The sequence below is a fragment of the Pseudomonas sp. LM13 genome, from assembly GCF_041381355.1.
In the GTDB taxonomy this organism is placed as follows: Bacteria; Pseudomonadota; Gammaproteobacteria; order Pseudomonadales; family Pseudomonadaceae; genus Stutzerimonas; species Stutzerimonas frequens.
Map to the genome: position 1 here is coordinate 175,486 of NZ_JACBXH010000005.1, position 17,611 is coordinate 193,096.

General features: G+C 60.8%; 13 protein-coding genes and 1 pseudogene. 8 read left to right on the top strand and 6 right to left on the bottom strand.

The annotated features are described in order from the left end of the window. Positions 1 to 19 precede the first annotated feature (19 nt). From HZR81_RS06650 to HZR81_RS06670, 5 genes and pseudogenes are all read right to left on the bottom strand, one after another. Positions 20 to 1,156, bottom strand: coding sequence for a sodium ion-translocating decarboxylase subunit beta (locus HZR81_RS06650; protein WP_278433261.1), 1,137 nt, complete (start codon positions 1,154 to 1,156; stop codon positions 20 to 22). A gap of 10 nt (positions 1,157 to 1,166) precedes the next feature. Beyond that, positions 1,167 to 2,945 carry a sodium-extruding oxaloacetate decarboxylase subunit alpha gene (gene oadA, locus HZR81_RS06655; protein WP_500127649.1) on the bottom strand — a complete coding sequence of 593 codons (1,779 nt, stop codon included), beginning with the start codon at positions 2,943 to 2,945 and terminating at the stop codon, positions 1,167 to 1,169. 22 nt (positions 2,946 to 2,967) lie between these two features. Then, positions 2,968 to 3,210, bottom strand: coding sequence for an OadG family protein (locus HZR81_RS06660; protein ID WP_126190237.1), 243 nt, complete (start codon positions 3,208 to 3,210; stop codon positions 2,968 to 2,970). A 27-nt stretch (positions 3,211 to 3,237) separates the two neighbouring features. After that, positions 3,238 to 5,847, bottom strand: a complete 2,610-nt coding sequence (acnB, locus tag HZR81_RS06665; RefSeq protein WP_500127650.1) for a bifunctional aconitate hydratase 2/2-methylisocitrate dehydratase — start codon at positions 5,845 to 5,847, stop codon at positions 3,238 to 3,240. Between the two features lie 1,043 nt (positions 5,848 to 6,890). Next, a pseudogene (locus HZR81_RS06670) lies at positions 6,891 to 7,235 on the bottom strand (LysR substrate-binding domain-containing protein); the annotation flags it as partial. 207 nt (positions 7,236 to 7,442) lie between these two features. On the opposite strand from HZR81_RS06670, the gene HZR81_RS06675 reads away from it, so the two are divergent. The 3 genes from HZR81_RS06675 to HZR81_RS06685 all read left to right on the top strand — a co-directional run bounded on the left by HZR81_RS06675 (position 7,443) and on the right by HZR81_RS06685 (position 10,307). Further along, positions 7,443 to 8,384, top strand: coding sequence for a Rieske 2Fe-2S domain-containing protein (locus HZR81_RS06675; RefSeq protein ID WP_500127651.1), 942 nt, complete (start codon positions 7,443 to 7,445; stop codon positions 8,382 to 8,384). Positions 8,385 to 8,413: 29 nt separating this feature from the next. Further along, positions 8,414 to 9,457, top strand: coding sequence for an aromatic ring-hydroxylating oxygenase subunit alpha (locus tag HZR81_RS06680; RefSeq protein WP_042926810.1), 1,044 nt, complete (start codon positions 8,414 to 8,416; stop codon positions 9,455 to 9,457). A gap of 70 nt (positions 9,458 to 9,527) precedes the next feature. After that, entirely contained in the window at positions 9,528 to 10,307 is a 780-nt protein-coding gene (locus HZR81_RS06685) for an SDR family oxidoreductase (RefSeq protein WP_500127652.1), read from the top strand. Here the strand turns inward: HZR81_RS06685 and HZR81_RS06690 are convergent. Continuing rightward, a complete protein-coding gene (locus HZR81_RS06690) occupies positions 10,289 to 10,714 on the bottom strand; it encodes a VOC family protein (RefSeq protein ID WP_255962113.1) in 426 nt (141 codons plus the stop codon). The two genes, HZR81_RS06685 and HZR81_RS06690, sit on opposite strands and share 19 nt — an antisense overlap. 189 nt (positions 10,715 to 10,903) lie before the next feature. Between HZR81_RS06690 and HZR81_RS06695 the strand changes: the two genes are divergently transcribed. From HZR81_RS06695 to HZR81_RS06715, 5 genes are all read left to right on the top strand, one after another. After that, positions 10,904 to 12,115: an MFS transporter gene (locus HZR81_RS06695; RefSeq protein WP_500127653.1), complete on the top strand. Its 1,212-nt coding sequence runs from the start codon at positions 10,904 to 10,906 to the stop codon at positions 12,113 to 12,115. A gap of 27 nt (positions 12,116 to 12,142) precedes the next feature. Then, positions 12,143 to 12,937 (top strand): SDR family NAD(P)-dependent oxidoreductase, encoded by a 795-nt coding sequence (locus HZR81_RS06700; protein WP_500127654.1) that lies wholly within the window; start codon positions 12,143 to 12,145, stop codon positions 12,935 to 12,937. Positions 12,938 to 13,100: 163 nt separating this feature from the next. After that, a complete protein-coding gene (locus HZR81_RS06705) occupies positions 13,101 to 15,341 on the top strand; it encodes a CoA transferase (protein WP_500127655.1) in 2,241 nt (746 codons plus the stop codon). A gap of 99 nt (positions 15,342 to 15,440) precedes the next feature. Next, positions 15,441 to 16,178, top strand: a complete 738-nt coding sequence (locus tag HZR81_RS06710) for an SDR family NAD(P)-dependent oxidoreductase (RefSeq protein WP_500127656.1) — start codon at positions 15,441 to 15,443, stop codon at positions 16,176 to 16,178. A 28-nt stretch (positions 16,179 to 16,206) separates the two neighbouring features. Continuing rightward, positions 16,207 to 17,508: an acyl-CoA dehydrogenase family protein gene (locus HZR81_RS06715; RefSeq protein ID WP_500127657.1), complete on the top strand. Its 1,302-nt coding sequence runs from the start codon at positions 16,207 to 16,209 to the stop codon at positions 17,506 to 17,508. Positions 17,509 to 17,611 lie beyond the last annotated feature (103 nt).

The following is a 17,611-nucleotide window of genomic DNA, read 5'->3' on the forward strand; positions in this document are numbered from 1 at the left end:
GCCTCAGCCTAGCGGTTAGTCACCCTACGAAACTCAGCAAAATGCCCGCGGCGACCGCCGAGCCAATGACGCCCGCTACGTTAGGCCCCATGGCATGCATGAGCAAGAAGTTCTGCGGGTCCGCCTCTAGCCCCAATTTATTGGACACTCGCGCCGCCATTGGCACTGCCGATACACCGGCCGACCCAATCAGCGGATTGATCTTGTTTGTGCTGAAGATGTTCATGACCTTCGCCATCAGCACACCCGCCGCCGTACCACCACAGAACGCAACCATTCCAAGCAGCAAGATCCCAAGCGTTTTCATCTGCAGGAAGGCTTCAGCGGACAGCTTGGAGCCGACAGTCAGCCCCAGCGCAATGGTCACGATATTAATCAGCGCATTGCGCGAGGTATCGGCCAGACGATCAACGACCCCAGCCTCGCGCAACAGGTTACCAAACGCGAACATGCCCACCAACGGCGCTGCGTCAGGCAGCAGCAAGCCAACCATCAGCGCAAGCATGAGCGGGAACACAATCTTTTCTGTCTGACCGACATGGCGCAGCTGCGTCATGACAATGGCGCGCTCCTCCTTTGTCGTCAGGGCGCGCATGATGGGTGGTTGAATCAGCGGGACCAGCGCCATGTACGAGTAGGCCGCGACGGCGATCGGCCCCAACAGATGCGGCGCGAGTTTGGCCGTAACGAAGATTGAGGTCGGGCCGTCCGCACCGCCAATGATCGCAATCGACGCCGCTTCACGGAGGGTAAACTCCATTCCCGGAATGCCCATTGCGGCTATCCCCAATGCACCGAGCAAGGTCGCGAAGATACCGAACTGCGCTGCTGCACCGAGCAACAGTGTTTTGGGGTTAGCCAGCATTGGCCCGAAGTCGGTCATGGCACCGACGCCCATGAAGATCAACAGCGGGAACACACTGGTCGGCAGACCGACTTCGTAGAACAGGTGGAGGATGCCAGCACCCTCGGCCATGTTTGCGACCGGAATGTTGGCGAGCACACCGCCGAATCCGATCGGGATCAGCAACAAGGGTTCGAAGCCCTTGCGAATTGCCAGATAGATCAGCCCCAGGCACACGACCATCATCAGCAACTGACCGGGCTCTATATGATAGAGACCGGTGCTGTGCCACAGCTTGAGCAACTTATCCATGCCGCACTCCTTAAGCGATCATCAGCAGGCTGTCGCCCACCGACACCGCGTCGCCGACCTTGACGTTCACAGCTGAGACGGTGCCGGCCTTGAATGCACGGATTTCAGTTTCCATCTTCATGGCTTCGAGGATGATCACCAGATCTCCTTCCTGAACCATCTGACCGGGCTGTACGAGGACTTTGAAAATGTTGCCGGCTAACGGTGCCGGCTGAGGCTCGCCCGTACCTGCGGCCGGCGCAGCAGTCGCTGCTGCTATGCCTGATTCGCCGCCAACAGGCTTGATCCCCTCGATGTCGCCGCCCTCGTTGACCCGTACGACGAACGACTTGCCGTTGACCTCGACGGTATAGACCTCGGGTGCGCCCGCTTCGCGTGGCGCCTGCTGCTTGCCGGTCGGCACCGGCTCGAAAGCAGCGGCATTACCGCGGTTCTCCAAAAACTTCAGGCCGATCTGAGGAAACAGCGCATATGTGAGGACGTCATCGATCTCGTCCTGGGCCAGCTTGATGTATTTTTCTTGCGCTAGCCCTTTTAGCTCGGCCGTCAGCTTGTCCATTTCTGGCTGCAGCAGATCAGCAGGGCGGCAGGTGATGACCTCTGCACCGTCGAGCACGCGTTGCTGCAGTTCGGCATTGAAGGGAGCAGGCGCGGCGCCGTACTCGCCTTTGAGGATGCCTGCGGTTTCCTTGGTGATGGATTTGAAGCGCTCGCCGGTAAGCACGTTAATCACGGCTTGAGTTCCGACTATCTGCGAAGTCGGCGTCACCAACGGAATGAAACCGAGGTCTTCGCGAACGCGAGGAATCTCGGCGAGCACTTCATCGAACTTGTCGAGTGCGCCCTGTTCCTTCAACTGGCCTTCCATATTGGTTAGCATGCCACCCGGCACCTGCGCGACGAGGATGCGCGAATCGACGCCCTTGAGCGTGCCTTCGAATTTCGCATACTTCTTGCGCACTTCACGGAAGTACGCAGCGATCTCTTCAAGCAGCAACAGATCGAGCCCGGTGTCACGCTCGGTGCCGTGGAAAATAGCCACCACCGACTCGGTTGGCGAATGCCCATAAGTCATCGAGAGCGAGGAAATGGCGGTATCAACGTTGTCGATGCCCGCCTCGACAGCCTTGAGAATGGCCGCAGTGGACAGGCCCGCCGTGGCGTGACATTGCATGTGGATCGGAATGGACAGGCTGGCCTTCAAGCGCGAAACCAGCTCAAAGGCCATGTAAGGCGTGAGAATGCCGGCCATGTCCTTGATCGCCACCGAATCGGCGCCCATGTCCTCGATCTGCTTGGCCAGATCGACCCACATCTCCAGGGTATGCACCGGGCTGGTGGTATAGGAAATCGTGCCCTGCGCATGCTTGCCCTGCCGCTTGACGGCACGCAGGGCGGTTTCCAGGTTGCGTGGATCGTTCATAGCATCGAACACACGAAACACGTCAACACCATTGATCGCCGCGCGCTCGACAAATTTTTCGACCACGTCATCGGCGTAATGCCGATAGCCCAGCAGGTTCTGCCCACGCAGCAGCATTTGCTGCCGGGTGTTAGGCATCGCCTTCTTCAGTTCTCGAATGCGCTCCCAAGGGTCTTCACCGAGATAGCGAATACAGGCATCGAAAGTCGCCCCACCCCAGGATTCGACGGACCAGAAGCCAACCTGATCCAGCTTGCCGGCAATCGGCAGCATGTCTTCAAGACGAACGCGGGTGGCCAGAATGGATTGATGGGCATCACGTAGCACCACATCGGTGATGCCGAGCGGCTGTTTGGCAGATGTCATGAAGGGAACTCCCTGTTCTGAATCAACCACGACGAGCGCGGTGCTGATGGATAGCGGTCTGGATGGCCGCGAGGAGATCGGCGTCCACTTCAGTCACAGCGGGTTTGCTGGAAGCCAGCTGAGCGATCGGCGCAGTATCGAAGCGGCCAATCACAGAAGACATGAGACGAATGCAGGCAATCAACAAAACGAGGAAGATGAAAACGGAACCTAAGCCGAACAGCATAAGTTCAACGCCTTCCCAGATAAGCTGGTTTGAGGTCATAACGGAAACCGCCTGGTTAGGTTCAGATTAAACAGCTACCACGTCGATCTTGGCCTTGGCCGCAGACTCGCGGAACTCGGCGATCTGATCGAAGCTCAGGTAGCGGTAGACATCCGCGGCCATTGTGTCGATTTGCGCGGCGTAGACCATGTACTCTTCGACAGTCGGCAGGTGGCCTAGAATCGAAGCGACCGCTGCCAGCTCGGCAGATGCCAGGTACACGTTGGTCGCGTCGCCCAGGCGGTTGGGGAAGTTACGGGTCGAAGTGGAGACTACCGTCGAACCGGTTTCCACGCGTGCCTGGTTACCCATGCACAGCGAGCAGCCCGGCATTTCAAGGCGCGCACCGGCGCGGCCGTAGATGCCGTAGTAGCCTTCCTCGGTCAGCTGATGCTGGTCCATCTTGGTCGGCGGCGACAGCCACAGACGGGTCGGCAGGGAGCCTTCGACCTTGTCCAGCAGCTTGCCGGCAGCACGGAAGTGACCGATGTTGGTCATGCACGAACCGATGAAGACTTCGTCGATCTTCTCGCCCTGTACGCTGGAGAGCAGACGGGCATCGTCCGGGTCGTTCGGTGCGCAGAGAACCGGCTCGGTGACTTCGGACAGGTCGATCTCGATAACTTCGGCGTACTCGGCGTCAGCATCGGCAGTCAGCAGCTGAGGGTTGGCCAGCCAGGCTTCCATGGCCTGAGCGCGGCGCTCGAGGGTACGGGCATCGCCGTAGCCTTCGCTGATCATCCAGCGCAGCAGGGTGATGTTGGACTGCAGGTATTCGGCAATCGCCGCTTCCGGCAGCTTGATGGTGCAGCCGGCAGCAGAGCGCTCTGCCGAGGCGTCAGACAGCTCGAACGCCTGTTCTACGGTCAGCTCGTTGAGGCCTTCGATCTCGAGAATCCGGCCGGAGAAGATGTTCTTCTTGCCTTTCTTCTCTACGGTCAGCAGACCTTTCTGGATTGCGTAGTAGGGGATTGCATGGACCAGATCGCGCAGCGTGATGCCAGGCTGCATCTTGCCTTTGAAGCGAACCAGTACCGACTCCGGCATGTCCAGCGGCATGACACCGGTGGCAGCGGCGAACGCGACCAGACCGGAACCTGCCGGGAAAGAGATACCCATCGGGAAGCGGGTGTGCGAGTCACCGCCGGTACCGACAGTGTCCGGCAGCAGCATGCGGTTCAGCCAGCTGTGGATGATGCCGTCGCCCGGACGCAGGGAAACACCGCCGCGGGTCATGATGAAGTCCGGCAGGGTGTGGTGCGTGGTGACGTCGATCGGCTTCGGGTAGGCCGCGGTGTGGCAGAACGACTGCATTACCAGGTCAGCCGAGAAGCCCAGGCAAGCCAGGTCTTTCAGCTCGTCGCGGGTCATCGGGCCGGTAGTGTCCTGGGAACCGACGGTGGTCATCTTCGGCTCGCAGTAGGTGCCCGGACGAACGCCTTTGCCTTCCGGCAGGCCGCAGGCACGGCCAACCATCTTCTGCGCCAGGGTGAAGCCTTTGTTGCTCTCGGCGGGGGCTTTCGGCTTCTTGAACAGGTCGGATGGGCCCATGCTCAGTTCGGCGCGGGCCTTTTCGGTCAGGCCGCGACCAATGATCAGCGGAATACGGCCGCCAGCGCGAACTTCGTCGAGCAGGACGTCTGTTTTCAGCTGGAAGGTAGTGACCAGCTCGTCACTACCGTGGCGGCGGACTTCACCCTTGTAGGAGTAAACGTCGATCACATCGCCCATGGCCAGGTCGGAGCAGTCGAACTCGATCGGCAGGGCGCCTGCGTCTTCCATGGTGTTGTAGAAGATCGGCGCGATCTTGGTGCCGAAGCAGAAGCCGCCTGCACGCTTGTTCGGTACGTTCGGGATGTCGTCGCCGAAGAACCACAGCACCGAGTTGGTAGCGGACTTACGCGAAGAACCTGTACCAACCACGTCACCGACATAAGCAACCGGGAAGCCTTTGGTCTTCAGCTCTTCCATCTGCTTGAGCGGGCCAACCGAGCCAGGAACGTCGGGAGTGATGCCGTCGCGAGCCATTTTCAGCATGGCCAGGGCGTGCAGCGGGATGTCCGGGCGCGACCAGGCGTCAGGCGCGGGGGAGAGGTCGTCGGTGTTGGTTTCGCCGGTGACCTTGAATACGGTCAGGCTAATCTTTTCGGCGACCGGGGCGCGGTTCTTGAACCATTCGCCCTCGGCCCAGGACTGCAGAACGGCTTTGGCGTTGGCATTGCCAGCCTTGGCTTTCTCGGCGACGTCGTGGAAGGCGTCGAACATCAGCAGGGTGTGCTTCAGTTGCGCTGCGGTGGTATCGGACAGTTCCGGGTCGTCCAGCAGGTCGACCAGCGTGACGATGTTGTAACCGCCCTGCATGGTACCCAGCAGTTCGACAGCGTGCTGCTTGCTGATCAGCGGAGAAGCGGCTTCACCCTTGGCGATGGCGGCGAGGAAGCCGGCCTTGACGTAGGCGGCTTCATCCACGCCCGCCGGAACGCGGTTGGTGATCAGGTCGAGGAGAAATTGCTCTTCGCCAGCTGGCGGGTTCTTCAGAAGCTCGACCAGGCCTGCGGTCTGCTCGGCGTTCAGGGGCAAGCCGGGAAGTCCTTGGCTGGCGCGTTGTTCGAGTAGGATTCGATAAGCTTCGAGCACAATGTTCTCTCATGCGGGCCCTGAAAGCAGGCCGGATAGTCGGGTTAAGTTGTGAAAGCCGAAAGGGCAGAGCAAGCCGGGCGTTATAAAACGAACAAGGCTGATCTTGCAGCCTGCTGCGCTTAGAACTGTTCAAACAGATTTCTAAAAGATGTACAAAATATCAAAAAGCGTGCAGAAAGTAAGTTGCACGCGATTCGTTGTCAAACGCAAATTTGCTAAAACGAACCCGCTGTGAACCGAGAATTGACGCGCGCCGCAGCAAGGTGAATGCCGAGGTGGTTGTTTATATCTGTGCCGATGGATGATGCACAATGACTTTGATAGGCAGACCTGTGTGTCGGAAAAGGCGCAGTGAAAGCGGGGTGCCTATTCTTGGCTCGGGGACTTTCTTAGCGGCCGGGTTGCTTGCCGCAGCGAGTTGGGTGACCGTCAAAAAAGCCCGCTGCTGTCAGCCTGCGATAATCGATTACCTCATTTGGGGAGGTCAATGAACGCCGGGTTTTGCCAATGACAGGCTGCAGCTATCCCAGGCGTTTGTGACGCGCCCAGACGATCCCGCCAACTCTGAAGGTTGCTGGTTCGCCGATGCCAGGTTGGGCTAGCTAAACGGGCGCGAGCATCGCTTCGTCATGCGTGCGCTCATAAATTCCGCTCTGTCTGTTTTTCGATTTTCATCGCCTTGATGGCTACGAATTTGGACGTCGGTGTATGGGTTGCTTCACCGAAGCTGCCAAGCGGTACCGGTGGATTGGTCTCGCGTCCGCCTGGCCCACGGGGTGCCGTAGGCGAGAAGACTGAAACCATGCACCCTTCCGATCGACGCCGTCGTCCGAGAGCGCGACCTTCCACAACTTCTCCATTCTCGAACCCGAGCCGTGGAATGTCGCGCGGACTGACAAGCACAACCTCGCGCAACGCAGGGTCTGCAAGATGAGGTCCGGCGTCTGGCCGTCGCGGCTGGTCGTTTCCGTCAACAGGTCCAATGGCAGTGGATGATGCTTGGACTGAGCACGAACGCTCGCGGTGTTCCAGATTCGGCATACCGCATCGGTTTCCAGTCCAGGGCGGGATTCAAGCCGCGACTGCGCAACGTGTGATCGAGTGATTGCCGAAAATGCATGCCGCTCCACAACGTGCCGAGCGGAAGCTTCGCCAGCGCCTTCCCACTTCACAGGCACCTGGAAAGCGAAAGTGACGCCGGTCGTGCAGCAACCGTGTTGCACCCAGCGGCAGGCTCGCGAAATACGCCTGGTCGAGACGCTCAAGATAGGAATGCCCACGTCGAACTGGTTTTGGTTCAGCCTTCCCAAAATCTGATCGCTGCTCAAGGCGAACAGCTGGAAGCGCAGACTTGGATGCCGCTCGGTGAACAAGGTTGCCAATTGCCAAAGTAATCGCATCGGGAGTGCGCCGACAGGTAGCTGTGAGCAGCCTGTATTCAGCAACGCCCTTAAAATGAACACAAAATAAAAAATTGCCTATTTTATTGTTGTCTCGTCCGGCGCCACGGTCTACTTTGCTCTGAAGCGATGGTTTAGGCGTCCGGGGACCAACTGATCGCACAAACAACAACAATACGAGGCAAACATTCGATGGCGACCAGCTCATGGTGGGCTTCGGCCCTTTGCGAATCCGTGAATAATGTAAAGCCTCTCGCAGTGATCTGCGGCGGGGAAGAACTGGTTCTGTTCCGCAACGCTGAAGGGCAGGTCTTCGCCCTGGAAGATCGCTGTCCGCACCGGCGGGTGCCGTTATCGCTAGGCTGCGTGGTGGGTTCCGGGCTGCAGTGTGGCTATCACGGCTGGACGTTCGATGGAGCCAGCGGCGCCTGTACTGCCATCCCGAACCTGAGCGCCAGCGAACGCGTCCCGCAACGCCATGCGGCGCGCGCCTTTATGGCAAAAGAAAGTAACGGTTTCGTGCATGTATGGGTGGGCGACGGCGAGCCGGACGCCACCCTGCCAAGTGCCGATTATTGTCCTACGGAGCGTGAGTACACGGGAAGCGCCGTCGTCAGTATGACGCACGATGAGTACCTCGCCGTGATGCTGGATGGGCCCAACTGCCTGTTGAGCTTCGACGCAGTGCAAATAACGGATTTCTTCCTGGGCGATCCGCAACTGATGAACGACCGTCTCGTGCTCGACAGGGGCGCGGTCTGGTCGAGTCAGATTTTGCCGTCGCAGTTCGTTGCCGACTACCCGCTGATCGTTCGAACGGCGGTTCCGCTGCGTGGCGGCACCATCCGGGTGGATCTGCTGAGCCAGGACGAAACGCCGCTCAGCACGCTTTTCATCAGTGCGAGCGCCAACCGACGAGGCACCACCAGCCTCTGCTGGCGCGGCTTCCAGCACACGACCAGCATGGCGGGTGCGCCGTTGCGCTGGCGCGCCTCACGGACTGCAGGCAGAGCTCCATTCAGCGTGAATGCCACGATCAATGGCTCGGCCATCGCCGCGTTACTGGTCGCACCCTCGCGTGACTTACATGAGTTGCGTCAGCAGATAGTCGTTGAACAACGCCTCGCCGTCTGACCTTCATTCAGCTGAACCCGGAGAATTCCATGCACGCTGCCACGCCTCTTTCCGATGCACAGCCGCAAGCCGCTGCGCGCCGGATTCGCAAAGACTGGACACCGACCAACTACGACCTGCGCGATACCTGGTTCCCGGTATCCCACAGCCGCGATGTCACCGAGCGGCCCATCCGCCGGATCATCCATTCCCAGAGCTATTACCTCTGGCGAAAGGACGGTCGGCCATTTGCGGCCGAGTTTCATCCCGAGCGCCTGCATGCCGAGCGTGCATCGTTCACCGAGTTTACCGGCGGTATGGGCTACTACCCGGTTGTCGAGCGCTACGGTTACATCTGGGCCTGGTATGGCAATCCTGATGCGGCCGATTCCTTGCTGCTGCCGCACATCCCGTTTCTGCCGGTTGATGGCAGTCTTCCTGGTTACACCCAGCGCACGGTTCGTTTCGATGCCAGTTCTGCCTTGTCGGTGGAAAACCTCATCGACCTGACCCACGCCGACTTTCTACACGCCAATACCATCGGCGACGGAATATCGGAATCGGACGTGGTGGAAGTGGAGTGGACCTCGGAAACCGTGACCCGTACCCGCACGGTCGCGCAGAAGTCCGTCGCGCCAGTGATGCGTTGGGTCGGCGGTGTGCGAGCGAAGTACCAGGATTTCCGCGCCGTGCTGCATATTCATCTGCGCAGCAACGTGTGTATCTCCTATCCGCGCTTTCGTCCGGGTTACGACGTGCCCAACCTGCAGCCATTCCTGCCGGTGGGCAAACACCGCTCGCGCTGCGACGTGACGTTCAACACCACGGCGGCACCGGCACCGTTCCGCTATCTGATGCCGCGCATCAATTACATCATCCAGCCGCAGGACAACTCCGTGGTGCGTCCGCAGAACCAGCGTTATTTCGAGCCGGGTGAACGCATCGACCTGCACTCGCGCTTCGATGCGCCCGGCACGCGTTATCGCTTTCAGATGGAGCAACTGGCCGAACGTCAGCGCAAGGGCGATTTTTCCTATGGCTCCGATGCCGAACCGGGTCGGGACATCACCCAATTGCTGGGTATGGACGGCTGATACCTCACTTGCGCAAGGACGTCAAACACTCAATACGCCGACACCGTTGGCAACCACAGGAAGCAGCGTTATGGATTTGGGAATCGCAGGGCGCAGCGCAATTATCTGCGCTTCGTCTCGTGGCCTCGGCAAGGCCTGCGCGCTGGCGTTAGCGCAGGAAGGTTGCCGCGTATTGATCAACGGCCGCGATGCCGAGCAGTTGGAGCGCACGGCGGCGGAAGTCGAGACCGCCACAGGTCACAGGCCGCTTGTCGTGCGCGGCGATCTGAATACCGAAGAAGGCCGAGCCGCCCTGATCGCCGCATGTCCCGCGCCCGACATCCTGATCACCAACAACGGCGGCCCCGCGCCGGGCAGGATCGAAGACTGGGACCATGCGGCCTGGCTGCGGGCTATCGAGGCAAACATGTTGTCGGCGATCATGCTGATCCAAGGCGTGGTCGGTGGCATGCGCGAGCGTCGCTTCGGACGGATCATCAACATCACCTCGGCCATGGTGAAGTCGCCGCGCCTGCCCTTGGGACTTTCTACCGCCTCTCGGGCAGGGCTGACGGCGTTTTCCAAGGCGTTGTCCAGCGAAGTGGTGCGCGACAACGTGACCATCAACAACCTGCTACCTGAACGCATCGAAACCGACCGCTTGCGCTACATGACCGAGCAGCTGGCCAAGCACAGAAAGGTGAGCCTGGAAGATGCCCGCACCGAGATGCTCAGGCCCGTAGCGGCGCGGCGGTTCGGCAAGCCGGAAGAATTCGCCGCGGCTTGTGCCTTCCTTTGCTCTGTTCAGGCGAGCTACATCTCGGGGCAAAATCTTCAAGTGGATGGCGGCAGCTACGACGGCTTGATCTGACGCGGCGGCAAGCGGGCTTTCCAGTCTTCGGGAGGCGTTTCCTCAGCCGCGAAGTCCAGCTCCACTTCCACGCCATTTGGGTCCAGGAAAAACAGCTGCCAGGTACGGACCGCCCCCGGCGCTCTGATGACACGAAATTCGATGCCGCGATCTTCGAGCAGTTGCCATGTCTGCTGCAGCCCTTCGGCCCAAAACGCCATGTGGTCGAGCACGCCGCGGCGGGGCTCTGGCATTCGCTGCACCTGCACTACGTGCAGCACTGGGTGGCCGTTGGCATAGAGCCACAAGCCAGCCACTGGGAAAGGCGGGCGCGGGCCTTCCGTCAACCCGAGCAGGTCAATATAGAACTCCCGCGTTGCCTGCAGCTGATCCGTCACGATCGTGAAGTGATCCATCCGTTCGATCACGCGGTTCTCCCATGGGTGCGGTTGTATCGCTTACGAACATAGCCTGACACTGCGATTTTTACGTAATTGTACATATAGAGGATAACTGTCTATATTCAAGTGGATTCCCACAATAAGAACGGCTTGAATGTATGCGCCCGATTTTTGCCTCAGGCTGTGCGTCAATTTTCTCAGCTTCCGGCGACGCGTGTGACCGTATCGGCGTCCGGTGACGGAGCGCTCGCCGAGCCATTTCCCTACGCCAATCTGTTGGTTCTGGTGTTGTGTCAGATCGGCATGCACTCATGCCTGACCGGGATGCGCATGGCGGCGCCACTGCAACTACTGCAACGCGATGTGGATGTCTGGGCGGTTGGCGTGGTGATGGCGATGTTCGCGACCGCTCCGGTACTTCTCGCCCTCACCGCAGGTCGCATGGCGGATCGGCACGGGTACCATCGCCCGACGCGCATCGCCGCCAGCCTTTCCTGTGCCGGCGCTGTGCTTGCGAGTTCGACGGACCACTATCTGTTGCTTTGCCTGGCCGCCGCGCTCTGTGGTGGTGGCTCCAGCTTTGGATTGATCGCGCTTCAGCGCACGGCGGCGCGTCTGGCTCGTAATGCGGGTGAGCGCATGAAGGTGTTTGGCTGGATCGCCATCGCACCCGCCTTGGCCAGCCTGGTTGGGCCGCTGGTAGCCGGGTTGCTGATTGACCAGTACGGCTTCCGCATTGCATTTGCAGCCCTGGCGATGTTGCCCCTCGGCACGCTGCTGCTTTCGCTGTGGGTGCCACGCGAGCGGATGGCCGAGCCGGTTTCCCGCGAGCAGCGGCGACCCGCATGGGACCTGCTGCGAGAGCCGGCGTTTCGCCGATTGTTGTTCATCAACTGGCTGGTGTCGGCCAGCTGGGATGTGCACTCCTTCGCCTTGCCGATTCTGGGTAATGCGCGCGGCATGAGCGCCTCGGCAATCGGTGCGATCCTTGGCGCTTACGCGGTCACCTCGACCCTGGTGCGGCTGCTGTTGATACCACTACTGGCCAATCGCTTGCGGCAGCGCTCGATCATTCTGGGCGCCTTGCTTCTTACCGCAGCGGTATATGCCGTTTATCCCTGGTTGGGCCCCGCTTGGGCGATGGCCCTGGGAACCGCCACGCTGGGTGTCGCGTTGGGCACCATTCAGCCTGCATTGATGACTCAACTGCACCACGTCACCCCCAGCTCTCGTCACGGCGAAGGTCTGGCGGTGCGCTCGGTGTTTATCAATTTTTCCGGAGCAAGCATGCCGCTGCTGTTTGGCGTGCTGGGCGCGGCGCTTGGTGCCGCGTCACTGTTCTGGTTGATGAGTGGCGTGCTGCTGGCTGGGAGCTGGCAGGCGCGTCGGCTAGGTGCTGCCGGGGGGTTAGCCGCTCGTGAGACCTGACTGCAAAAAACAATCAGAGGGTTCGACATGCATCGTTTGACTGGAAAGGTTGCCATCGTTACGGGTGGTGGTGGTGGGATTGGTTCGGCGACGGCGCTGCGACTTGCCCAGGAAGGAGCCAAGGTCGTCTGCGCCGATATCCACCTGGCTTCGGCGCAGCGTGCTGTTGAGATACTCGGCCCCAGCGGGCTGGCGCTGGAGTTCGATGGCGCGCAAGCCGACAGCATCGAGGCGATGGTGAGCCGGACAATAGAGCACTTCGGCCGGCTCGACATTCTGCACAACAACTGCGCCGTTACCGATCCGGAAATACAGCGACACGACCGGACGGCCGTCGAGATCCCGCTCGATATCTGGCAGAAGATCCTCGATGTGAACCTGACCGGCTATCTCATCGCCTGCAAGCATGCCATTCCGCACATGATCGAAACGGGTGGCGGCTCAATCATCAATACCGCGTCAGGTTCTGGACTGCTGGGCGATCTCGTGCGCATCGCTTATGGCACCTCGAAGGCCGGGGTGATCAACATGAGCCGATATATCGCCACGCAATACGGCCGTCAAGGCATTCGCTGCAACGCCATCGCGCCAGGCCTGATTCTCACGCCTGCGACTGAGAGCAATGCCCCGGAAATCAAAGCCCTGGCCAGCCGATATGTGCTGACGCCGCGCTTGGGAACGCCCGAAGACATCGCAGCGCTGGTGGCATTTCTGGCCTCCGACGAGTCCGGTTTCATCACGGGAGAGTGCATTGAAATCAATGGCGGCAAAAACAGCTGCCAACCGCATTTTGCGGAAATGCTCGAGCAAGACCTGCAGTAGATGAGCTGGTCCGAATAGGCAGATTGCTAGATTCTGTATAAGAAACACCAATCTATAGCTGGAGCTATATTGATTCCTGCACTAGGTTCTCAATTGGCCGGACGAGCCCGGGCACGGCTCCGCAACAGCATTATGGACAATAACAAGACACCCAGAGGTGCTTATGAGTGAGTCAACGTTGCACGGTCTGCGTGTGGTCAGCCTGGGTTCCGGTATCGCGAGCGCTGCGGCAGGTTTGCAGCTGTGTGAGGCGGGTGCCGAGGTGATTCTGGTCGAGCCGCCTGTCAATCCGGCTCGGGGACAGGAGGCGCTGTTCGCGGTGCTCAATCGGGGCAAGCGCAGTGTCATCCTGGATATCGAAGTACCGGACGGGCAGCAGCGACTCGAACAGCTGCTGGCCGCCGCCGACGTGTTGATCCACGAGTTCACCCCCAAACAGGCCGCGACGCTTGGGCTTGACGATGCCCAGCTGGCGCAGCGCTTTCCTGGCCTGATCGTTTCAGCCATCACCGGCTGGCCGAAAAAGCATCCATTGGCCGAGGCAATGCCACGCGAAACGCTGGTGCTGGCGCGCCTGGGTCTGCTTGACGAACAGCCGGGCCACCGTGCAGGGCCGGTATTCGTGCGCATGCCCTTTGCAAACTGGCTGGCAAGCTGGCTGTGTGTGGTGGGCGTAATTGCGCGGTTGATCGCCCGTAATCGAGATGGTCGCGGTGGCGCGGCGCACACCAGTCTGGCCCAGGCCGCGTTGGTCCCGATGACCATGCACTGGAGCCGCGCGCAAACGCCGACTCCGGTATTCGCCAAGGGGCTGGACAAGCACATCCCGATCCCGCTGCACCAGTGCGCCGATGGTCGCTGGATTCACGTGCATTACTCACCCGATAAATCGCCGTGGATGGCCGGCGCCATGGCTGAACTGGGCGAGGCGGAAGTTGCCCGGCTCAATGCGCAGTGGCCACCGAGCCATGTGGCGCCGAATTTCGGGGCCAACCGGGCCATCATCGCCACGCGGCCCGCTCAGGATTGGGTCGAGCATTTCTGGCAGCACGATGTTTCCGCGCAGATTGCCGCACCGTTTGGTGACATCTATTTCGATGAGCAGGCGAGGCTGAATGGCTATGTCGTTGAAGTGGATGACGCCACGCTCGGCAAGACACTGCAGCCGGGGCCAGCCTGGAAGATCACGCCGCCGGCACGCATAGGCCGTTCGGCACCTGAGGCTGGGATAGACAACGACGCCCGCTTCGAGGCCTCGCCACCGCTGCGTCTGATTCCGGGCACGGCGCGCCAGGGCGGGCCGTTGCCTCCGTTGCATGGCCTCAAGGTGCTGGACCTGGGCGCCTATCTGGCTGGACCGTTCGCCTGCATGATGCTGGCCGATCTGGGCGCGGAGGTCATCAAGGTGGAAGCCCCTACCGGCGATGCCATGCGCCGGCTGGAACGCATTTTCAGTGGCACTCAGCGCGGCAAGCTCGGCGTCGCGCTCAAACTCGGCGATGAGCTGAGCCAGCCGGCGGTCGAGGCGCTGGTGCGTTGGGCCGATGTGGTCCATCACAACATGCGCCTGCCGGCGGCGCGCAAGCTGAAGGTCGATTACGACAGCCTCAAGCTGATCAATCCGCAACTTATCTATTGCCACGTCAGTGCTTATGGACCCACCGGTCCGCGTGCGGATTGGCCCGGTTTCGACCAACTGATGCAAGCTTCCTGCGGCTGGGAAGTGGAGCAGGGCGGTGCCGGCCAACCGCCGATGTGGCTGCGTTTCGGCGTTGGTGATTTCTTTGCGGGGCTTGCTTCTTTGTACGTTCTGCTATTGGGTCTGTATCAGGGGGCGCGGACAGGCGAAGGGCAGATGGTGAACGCGTCGTTGCTTGGCGCGACCTTGCTCACCATGAGCGAAGCGGTGGGCCGCGAGGACGGCAGCGTCACGCCCATCGCGCATCTGGACGCCAGCCAGACCGGCCTATGCGACACGCATCGGCTGTATCGCTGCAATGACGGCTGGGTTGCCGTGGCGGCGTTGGAGCCCGAAGAAACGAAGCGTTTCCGTGCGCTAGCCGGCGCTGATTCCGAGGCGCATTTCGCCGCGCAAACCCAGGCCGCCGCGCTGTCATCCCTGAGCGCGCACGGCGTACCCGCCGAAGCCGTTCTCGAGGCGCAGCTCGACCCCTTTCTCGACAACCCCGACCACGCCGCGGCTGGCTTGCATACCCACTATCAACATGCGGTGTACGGCGAGCTGCAACAGATTGGCGCGTTCTGGGATTTCGGTGATCTGCCGTTGTCGCTGGATCGTCCGCCGCCCGCCCTAGGCCAGCACAGCCGCGATGTACTCGGCGGGCTTGGCTTTGAAAACAGCGAACTGGAACGTCTGGCCGTGGCCGGTGTGGTTCGGCTGTAAGCAATTTATGCACGAAGGCGGCCCACTCCGTCTGAAGTCAACTATGAACCCGACCCGATCGTTCCATTGCGGGTTGGGTTGAACACACAGGAACAACGCATGAACGAATTGGATTTCAGCGGCAAGACGGTGCTGGTCGTCGGTGGCTCCAGCGGCATCGGTAACGGCATCGCGCAGAACTTCCGTCAACGCGGCGCCGAGGTGCACGTCTGGGGCACTCGTCCGAGCGTGCAGGATTACGCCGACTCGGTGGATTCGCATCTTGAAGGGCTGCACTACGCGCAGGTCGATGTATCCAACGCCAACCTGATCGAGGTGGCGGTCGTGCCGTTCACTCGGCTCGACGTGTTGGTCCAGGCGCAAGGGACGGTGCTGTACGACCGTCAGGAATTCCTCACCGAAGGCTTCAAGAAAGTGGTGGATATCAACCTCACCAGCCTGATGGTCTGCGCACAGAAATTCTTCGAACTGCTCAAGGAATCACGTGGCGCGATGATTACCGTCAGTTCAGCGGCGGCCTTCCATTCGACCCGCGGCAATCCGGCCTACAACGCCTCCAAGACCGGCGCTTTTGGTCTTACCCGCACGCTAGGCGAGGCCTGGGCGCGTGATGGCATTCGCGTCAACGGCATCGCGCCGGGCCTAGTGGAAACCAAGCTCACCCGAGTCACCACTGGAAATCCCAAACGCCTCGAAGGTGCGCTACGTGGAATCCCACTGGGCCGCCTCGGCACCCCGCAGGACATGGCCAACGTTGCCCTGTTCCTGGCTTCGCCGCTGGCTGGCTACATGCTGGGCCAGACCCTGCTGGTAGACGGCGGCATGCTGCTCGCTTGAGCGCTACTCATATTTTTAGGAGTAAGACATGGCCTGGGATTTCGAAACCGATCCGGACTTTCAAACGGAACTGGACTGGATCGACCGCTTCGTTCGTGAGGAAGTCGAGCCGCTGGAACATGTACTGGGCAGCCCCTGGAACATCCACGATCCGCTGTTCAAGCAGCTGGTGCGCCCGCTACAGGCGCAGGTAAAGGCGCGCAAGCTCTGGGCCTGTCATCTTGGCCCAGAGTTGGGCGGGCCGGGTTACGGCCAGGTGCGCTTGGCGCTGATCAACGAAATTCTCGGCCGCGCACTGTTCGCGCCTATCGTCTTCGGTTGCCACGCGCCGGATTCGGGCAATGGCGAAATTCTCGCCCACTACGGCAGTGAGGAGCAGAAACGCAAATACCTCGAACCCTTGCTCGATAACGAGATCGTCTCCTGTTTCGCCATGACCGAACCCCAGGGCGGCGCCGACCCCAGCGTGTTCACCACCGAGGCCGTGCGCGACGGCGATGACTGGCTGATCAGCGGCGAGAAGTGGTTCGGCTCCAATGCCCGCTATGCGGCGTTCTTCATCGTCATGGCGGTGACCGACAAGAGCGTTTCGATGCACAAGGGCACCACCATGTTCATCGTGCCGGCGAATGCGCCGGGCGTGACCATCGTGCGCAACGTCGGCATAGCGGATGATCCGGAGGCGACGCACGCCTACCTGCGTTTCGACAAGGTGCGGGCATCGTCCGCCGACCTGCTCGGCAAGCCCGGCGAAGCCTTCGTCGTCGCTCAGGTGCGACTCGGCGGTGGTCGCGTGCACCACGCCATGCGTGTGATCGGCCAGGCACAGAGAGCGCTCGATGCGTTGTGCGAGCGCGCCCTGTCGCGCACCACGCAAGGTGGCCTGTTGGCCGAAAAACAAATGGTGCAGGAAAAGATCGCCGACTCCTGGATCGAACTGGAGCAGTTCCGGCTGCTGGTGATGCGCACCGCCTGGCGTATCGACAAGTACCAGGACTATCTGCGCGTGCGCAAAGACATCGCCGCGGTAAAGGCGGCGATGCCCAAGGTGCTGCATGACATCGCCGCCCGTGCGCTGCATGTGCATGGCTCGATCGGCGTATCCGATGAGATGCCGTTCGCCGGATACATTCTGCGCTCCTTCCAGATGGGGCTGGCGGACGGGCCGACCGAGGTGCACAAGGTGACGGTGGCCAGACAGCTGCTGCGCGACTATCAGCCAAGCGACAGCCTGTTTCCCAGCTACCATCGCCCGACTGCGGCGGCACTGGCGCGTGAAAAATATGCTGACGCGCTGGCGACGCTGGAACAAAGCGGAGAGCAGCGTTGAGCGGCGGGGCTGACTGGCATGAGCTGGTCGATCTCGCCCGCTTGGGCGCCTGGATGGATGAGCGGGGTCTCGCATCCGGGCCGCTGGAAAACGCCGTGCGACT